This window comes from Mesorhizobium sp. M0037 (assembly GCF_040323635.1).
Lineage (GTDB): Bacteria > Pseudomonadota > Alphaproteobacteria > Rhizobiales > Rhizobiaceae > Mesorhizobium.
Genome location: NZ_JAMYVB010000025.1, coordinates 63,608 through 70,263, shown reverse-complemented (window position 1 = coordinate 70,263; position 6,656 = coordinate 63,608). Strand labels below are relative to the sequence as shown.

At 61.7% G+C, this 6,656-nt stretch carries 7 protein-coding genes and 2 pseudogenes; all 9 read right to left on the bottom strand.

Features of this window, described 5'->3' with window-relative positions; translation table 11 throughout:
- The coding region (locus tag NKJ78_RS28035) for a hypothetical protein (protein ID WP_352562751.1) at positions 1-230 on the bottom strand (230 nt) is incomplete at its 3' end.
- Positions 231-296: 66 nt separating this feature from the next.
- Positions 297-658: pseudogene (locus tag NKJ78_RS28030) on the bottom strand (motility-associated protein); the annotation flags it as partial.
- A 225-nt stretch (positions 659-883) separates the two neighbouring features.
- The gene (locus NKJ78_RS28025; protein WP_352460610.1) at positions 884-1,441 is read right to left on the bottom strand and encodes a DUF922 domain-containing protein; all 558 of its coding nucleotides are present in this window, start codon (positions 1,439-1,441) and stop codon (positions 884-886) included.
- Between the two features lie 561 nt (positions 1,442-2,002).
- A pseudogene (locus tag NKJ78_RS28020) lies at positions 2,003-2,221 on the bottom strand (transposase); the annotation flags it as partial.
- Positions 2,116-2,976, bottom strand: a complete 861-nt coding sequence (locus NKJ78_RS28015) for a penicillin-binding protein 2 (RefSeq protein ID WP_352562750.1) — start codon at positions 2,974-2,976, stop codon at positions 2,116-2,118. The gene NKJ78_RS28015 and the pseudogene NKJ78_RS28020, both read right to left, overlap by 106 nt.
- Before the next feature lie 304 nt (positions 2,977-3,280).
- Positions 3,281-3,682 (bottom strand): hypothetical protein, encoded by a 402-nt coding sequence (locus tag NKJ78_RS28010; protein ID WP_352460612.1) that lies wholly within the window; start codon positions 3,680-3,682, stop codon positions 3,281-3,283.
- 75 nt (positions 3,683-3,757) lie between these two features.
- On the bottom strand, positions 3,758-4,741 hold the full coding sequence (locus NKJ78_RS28005) for an ABC transporter ATP-binding protein (protein ID WP_352460613.1): 984 nt from the start codon (positions 4,739-4,741) through the stop codon (positions 3,758-3,760).
- Positions 4,734-5,744: an ABC transporter ATP-binding protein gene (locus NKJ78_RS28000; RefSeq protein WP_352460614.1), complete on the bottom strand. Its 1,011-nt coding sequence runs from the start codon at positions 5,742-5,744 to the stop codon at positions 4,734-4,736. The genes NKJ78_RS28005 and NKJ78_RS28000 overlap by 8 nt, the downstream gene beginning before the upstream one ends.
- Positions 5,741-6,652, bottom strand: a complete 912-nt coding sequence (locus NKJ78_RS27995) for an ABC transporter permease (protein ID WP_352460616.1) — start codon at positions 6,650-6,652, stop codon at positions 5,741-5,743. The genes NKJ78_RS28000 and NKJ78_RS27995 overlap by 4 nt, the downstream gene beginning before the upstream one ends.
- Positions 6,653-6,656: the final 4 nt, after the last annotated feature.

Below are 6,656 nucleotides of genomic sequence, written 5' to 3'. Positions count from 1 at the left end.
GGATGGAGGCCAACCGATACATCAACATGGACGACCTGCGCGAGCACAAGAAGCTCGCTCTGCGCCAAGCCGCATGACCAGCATCGTGGCTGCCCCATTTTGCAGAACTTGACGCACACAACCGTCATCGCGCTGGCGCGGGCGCGCGACACGTGTTGGTTTGCAGTGCTACGACACAGCGTCGGAGTGGTCCAGACATCCACGATCTGCTCCCCGGTGAAGGGGGCCATGCGTCAGATATTTTGCCAACCTGCCATACACCTTCCCGCGCCAGTATTAGCAACAGCTCGGACCTTATCGTTGCAATTGGCCATCGCCGAGAACGCCTGGAAGATCGCGGACTCCTCCGGATTGTCGATATGCGCCTCGACCTCGCTGCGCGACTTCGAGCGCAGTTCGCGCATCAGGCTGTGCAGCACGCCGAGCGTTTCGAGATAGTCCTGTTCCTTCGGCACCGCCTGCTTGAACGCTTCGAGTATGCCTTTGCCGGTGTCCTTGACGGTCTTCATCGGATTGGCGACGAGGAAGGTACCCAAAGCCGCGCCGCAAATGATCACCGCTTCCCAGGGCTGTATCAGCACGCGAAGATGGGGCCCATCGCCATGAAGCCGCCGAGAACACAGCCGAGCGTCACCACCAGTCCGATCAGAATGCCCACGACAGATCCTTCCGCATCACGTCAGCCTAACCGATAGGACGCGTGCCTTGCGTGAGGCTTGGTGACTTGAAGGGGAGTCGCACCGATAGCCGAGCACGAGGCCCGTAGCGATAGTATACCAAGTCGCAACGAAGAGCGGTGAGCCGTCCGTTCACCGGAGAGCGTTTCAGCACCTGCTCGAGCAAAACCGCACAATCTAGGAAGAAAAATGACAGCAATGTCGATCTATTCGAGTGCGAATGGCTTTGGGTTGGCATCGAGCTGATTCTGGGCATTTTCCGCATTCTCGACAATCTTTTCGGCTGCGCGATCAAGGGAGTGCCCCAGAGCCTTGCATGAACCGGGGGCCGTGGCGCCGTGCGTCAGCTTGCTGATCCGTTCGGCCGCATCCACAGCAATCGTTTTGTGACCATCCTCATGGGCCTTAAGTTCTTGGAAGTAGGTATTCCAGGCCGCGCGCACCGCTGGATCGGCGCGCGCCTCGTCAACCCAGGTCGGTAGTAGAATGTTGAGTTTGAGAATGATTTCGTCCGAACTGACCCGGCAGGAATTATCCACCGCCGCCAACCGGAAATTCCAGTCCCAATAATCTGCCACCTCGCCTTCAATAATGTCGTCTCCCTCCCTTTTGCCGACCCGGTGCAAGTCTTCATGTATCGCTTTCTGGCTAAGGCCCCGCAATTCGTAAGTCGAATATGTGACGTCGAGTTTCACGTCCGCGCGAGCCTCCCCGATGCCTAGCATAAGGACGAGACCACTGAAAACCGCAGCGTATTTGCTCATGATGATGATCCTTGTCCTAACCAAGTGCTTCCGCCCTCGAGCAGCTCCGATGCGCAAAAAGGCTTCCTGAGGATTCTCAGCAACGGGCTGCGCGGCATGAGGTTCCCCGAAAGCAAGCCCGACGTTTAGAAGACCGGATTTCAAGCGGAAGGGCGCGAGGAATCATCTCATGGCTCGATTTGGTGGACAGGATATCTGCGGCTAACCGCTTGAAATCCTCAGTTCGGGTCGGCGTATTCTCCCCTGACCATCGCGAGGGATGCGGCTGAGGATGAGAGCCGCGACAACCGACGCGATGAAGCAAAGACCACGAATGTTACGCCTCCTTGTTATCGCTCGACTTGACCGACAGTGGGACCCCGTCGGGCAACGATTCACTCTTGGCGGAACCAATTGTTCAACCGATCGAGTTCATGGGCCTGCGCCGGGACCTTTCGCTGAGCCGCGGCGCGGCGATATAGCCCCGCCGATGAGGTCGAGCATCGTCGTGCCGGGAACAGTCTCATGTTGGTCTTGGCGGCTGCCTTGGCCTGTGGGGCAAAGCCGCTTGCCTATGCTTCACTAGGTTGTAGACTCATAATCGCGAAGCCAAAGGCGAATTGAGGCGAGTTGGATCATAGCGAGGAAGTTGTCGGCCAACTTATCGTAGCGCGTAGCAACGCGGCGGAAATGCTTCAGCTTGGAGAAGAAGCGCTCAATGAGGTTGCGCTCGCGATAGAGCCGCTTGCTGAAGCATGGCTTCCACTTACGACTGGATTTCGCGGGGATATTGGGCGTGGCTTTCGTAGGTACCCGACATTGATGCGGTTGATGCGGTCTGCCTTCAGGGCGTCGACGGCAAAATTGGGGTCGAAGTCAGGCAAGGAAACAAGAGCGATGACCTCACCATTGCTGACGTCGAGAACCAGCCCGGCGCCGGCGATGGCGTTGAACCGGGTGACCGCCTTGCGCAATTCGTCGGTTAAGGCATACTGGACCCTGAGATCCATGCTAAGGGCGACTGGAGCAAGATCGTCCCGCCTGAATTTCAGGCCGCTCGCCTTGAGGTCGTTGAGACCCTGGGCATCGATCCATTTCTCGATGCCTGCAATGCCGAAATTGTCAACGTTGACCGCACCCAGCATATGCGCGCCTGTCGGGCCGTTGGTATAGAGCCGCCTTGTCTCTTCACGGAAGCCAACACCTGGAATCCCGAGCGCCATGATCTGGTCCTTCTCTGCCGCGGTGGCAACGCGTTTGATCCAGGTAAAGGCGGCATCGCTGTCGAGGCGCTTGCGCAGCTCCAGCATATCCATGTCGGGAAAGATCTCGACCAGTCCCTCCGCCGCTTCATCCAGGTCCAGCATCCTTCGCGGTTCCGCGTAAACGGAGACGCTTGGCAAATCCATCGCGAGCGTCAGACCGGATCTGTCAACAATATCGGGCCGTGCGACTGAAGGCGGGACCACGGATTGGACCCGCTTGGCCGGCCGCTGGTTTCCAAGCCACACCAGCCGCGATCCGATCGCCGCATAGAGGCCAGCAAAGATCAGCATGACTATCGCCACGCGACGGCGCGACTGTCTCACTCGCTTGTCGAAGACTATCGGCGAAGTCGGCATGACGTTCATTTCCTTGCCCCGATATCGCGAGCTCTTACCTTTTCGGTCCAGGCGTTGAAGCTGGGGTTGAACGCCAACGTACGGTTGCGCCGTCAGGAAGTTCGATCGTCAAGCCTCGGGGTCAGGCTTATAGTCAATGCGTTCGAAGTTACGGAGAACCGCTCTCCGCGCATGCGCAGCTGCAGCAAACATGGTGGTGTCATTCCGCTAAATGGCCAACAGGAGTGATCGCGACGGATCAACGGGTGGGCACTGAGCGGATTGAGAAGGCGCGTGGCGCGCCGTGGCCCTTTGCGCTCAGTGCATCAGCACGGAGCGGCTTGCGGAGGACGATCGAGGACGTTTGGAACGTAGACGCGGCCTGGCTGATCCAATGGACGGCGGTACTCGATCGACGAACCGACAAAAACGAGACCGGTCGCAAACACCATTTCCGAATGGTGATCGTGGTGGGTGCTCTGATGGGACAGCCTACCGCCGCTTCGTCGCCGCCCTCGTGAGCGTGGCTCATTTCCAGCGCCGATTCATCGGGCACCATCGACGAATTGGTGTGCACGTCGAATGAAACCATCAGCACGACCAGAGCGATGATTGCAACGATGAGGCGGCGCAGGCGCCAAGGGAAAACCAAACTCGGCATGGATTCGTTTTACATCAACGTATTAATCATCAGTTAAGCTTCACGGCGGCGCGGTCACCTGAGCCCGGCTCCAGCTCAGATCACCGGCCGCCGCTCGCCGTCGGCCAGGTGGCAGGCCGCCAGGCCGCCATGCGGCACGGTCCGCAGTATCGGTTCCTCGACCCGGCAGACATCGATCGCCACAGGACAGCGCGTGTTGAAGCGGCAGCCAGGCGGCGGCGCGCTGGGGCTTGGAGGATCGCCGGCGAGGATGATCCGGCGGCGGCCAGCTTCGATGCGCGGATCGGGAGAGGGAACCGCCGAAAGCAGCGCCTGGCTGTAGGGATGCGCCGGCTCGCGAAACAGCGGCCGCGTCAGGCCGGCTTCCGCGATGCGGCCGAGATACATAACCGTCACGCCAGAGCAGACTTCGCGCACGATCGCCAAGTCATGCGCAACGATGACGATGGTGAGGCCAAGCTGCTTCTGCAGCGACGTGAACAGGTTGACGATCTGCGCCCGGATCGAAACGTCGAGCGCGCTGAGCGGTTCGTCACAGACCAGGATCGATGGGTTCAGCGCAAGCGCGCGGGCGATCGAGACGCGCTGGCGCTGGCCGCCGGAGAGCGAGCGCGGCAGGCGATCGAGCACGGTCGCCGGCAGCGCCACCAGATCCAGCAGCTCGCCGATGCGGCGCCGGCGCTCGGCCGAAGAGCCAAGCCGATGGATCTGCAACGGCTCTTCCAGCGTCTGGTAGACTGTCTGGCGGCGGCTCATCGAGCCCAGCGGATCCTGGAAGACGAACTGGACCTCGCGGCTGAACGATGTGCGGTCCGACTTCAGCCACTGGGCGCGATCCCGCCCCGAAATCAGCACCGTACCCTCTGTCTCCTTCTGCAGGCCGACAATGGTGCGCGCGAGCGTGGTCTTGCCGCAGCCGGACTCCCCGACAATGCCGTGGAAGGCGCCGCGCGGAATGGTGAGATCGATGCCGTCGACGGCGCGCACGGCGCCGGTGCCGGAGCGGTTGGCGAAATGGACTTTCAGTCCCCTGACTTCAATTGCAGCAGCATCAGACATGGACCGCAATCCCTTCCCGTCTCAGCACCACCGGGCATGCCACCTTGTGCGGAGTCCCGGCCGTCGAGATCGTCTGCAACCGCGGCCGATGCACGCGGCACGCGGGCTCAACGAGCTCGCAGCGGGCGGCGAAGCGGCAGCCCGGCTCCAGCTTGATCTGGTTCGGCGGCAGGCCCGGTATTTCCTTTGCGGCGGCGCGTTCGTCGGCGCGGAAATCCGGTACCGAGGCGAGCAGCCCGCGCGTATAGGGATGCGTCGGCTGCGTCAGCACAGCCATTGCGGTCCCCTCCTCCGCCACCTGGCCGGCATAGAGAACCATGACCCGGTCCGCCACCGAGGCGACGACGCCGATGTCGTGCGTGATCAGCACGACGGCAATGCCTTCCTCGCGCTGGATTTGGCGGATGAGCTCCAGAATCTGCGCCTGCACCGTGGCATCCAGCGCGGTGGTCGGCTCGTCGGCGATCAGCACGCGCGGCCGGCTTGCCAGGGCCAGCGCGATCATGGCGCGTTGCAGCATGCCGCCAGACATTTCATGAGGATAGCGATCGTAGCGGTCTTCCGGGTCCGGGATGCCGGTGCGGGCGAGTAGCGAGACCGCTTCCTTGCGGGCATCCGCATGGGAGAGATTGGCAAAGCGGCGAGCCTGGCGCGCCAGTTGCGGTCCGATCTTCAGCATCGGGTTCAGCGCGCTCATCGGGTCCTGAAAGATGACGCCGAAATAGCGGCCGCGAAGGTCAGACAAGCGCCTGGACTCCATTCCGACCAGTTCGCTCGCTTCGGCTCGCGCCGATCCCTTGATGTCGACGGTGACGCCCTCGGGCAGCAGGCCGAGCGGCCCAAGCGTCATGACGGTCTTGCCCGAACCGCTCTCGCCGACGACGGCGACTGTCTCGCCGGGACGGACTTTGAACGACACCCCATCGACCGCGCGCACGGAAACGGTCGTGGCGTACAGATCGATGACCAGATTTTCGATGGAGTAGATCGGCTCGTCGCTCATGGCGCGGCTGTTCCCGTTTCGACGGCGTTCCGCTGGGCTTCCTCAACGGCACGCGCCTTGCGACGCTTGCGCAGCAATCCGCCACGCACCGGCCTCGGCACTTTCTGCAGCGCGAAGGTCTCGCCCAGCAGGTTGAAGCTGACCACCACCATAGTGAGCGCAAGGCCCGGAAGGACAACCAGCCTTGGGTATTCCTCGATGTAGCTCATGCCGTCGACCAGCATCTGGCCCCATTCCGGCGCCGGCGGCGCAACGCCGAGGCCGAGGAAGCTCAGCGTTGCGATGGCCAGAACAAGGGCGCCGGCATCGGCACTGGCATAGACCACGACGAGGGCCAGAACATGCGGCAGGATATGGCGGACGAAGATCCACAGATGGCTGGCGCCCATTACCCTTGCCGCTTCGATATAGGGCTGCTGCAATTCGGCGGTGACTACGGCGCGGCTCATGCGGGCATAGTTTGCCCACCACGCGAGCGTCAGCGCCGTGATCATCGACCAGTAGCCGGTGCCGAGAATCCCGATCAGCGCCAGCGCGATCACCAGGCTTGGCAGCGCCAGCGCTATATCTATCAGGCTGATCAACACCAGTTCGACGCGGCCGCCGACATAGCCTGCGAACGAACCGATGCTGACGCCGATGGCAAGTGCGGCCACCAGTACGACCGCCATCGCCACCAGCGAGATGCGGGCGCCGCCGATGATGCGGCTCAGAATATCGCGGCCGAGATAGTCAGTGCCCAGCCAGTGGGCCCAGCCTGGCCCCGCAAGCGTGGCGTCGTAATCCTGCGCGCCGGGATCGTAAGGCATGATCGAGGGACCGAACACACCGACCGCGACAAAGAAGACGACTGGCAGCAGCACCAGCCAAGGCCAGTCTTTCATGCTCCTGAACAAGGACATGTTCATCGGA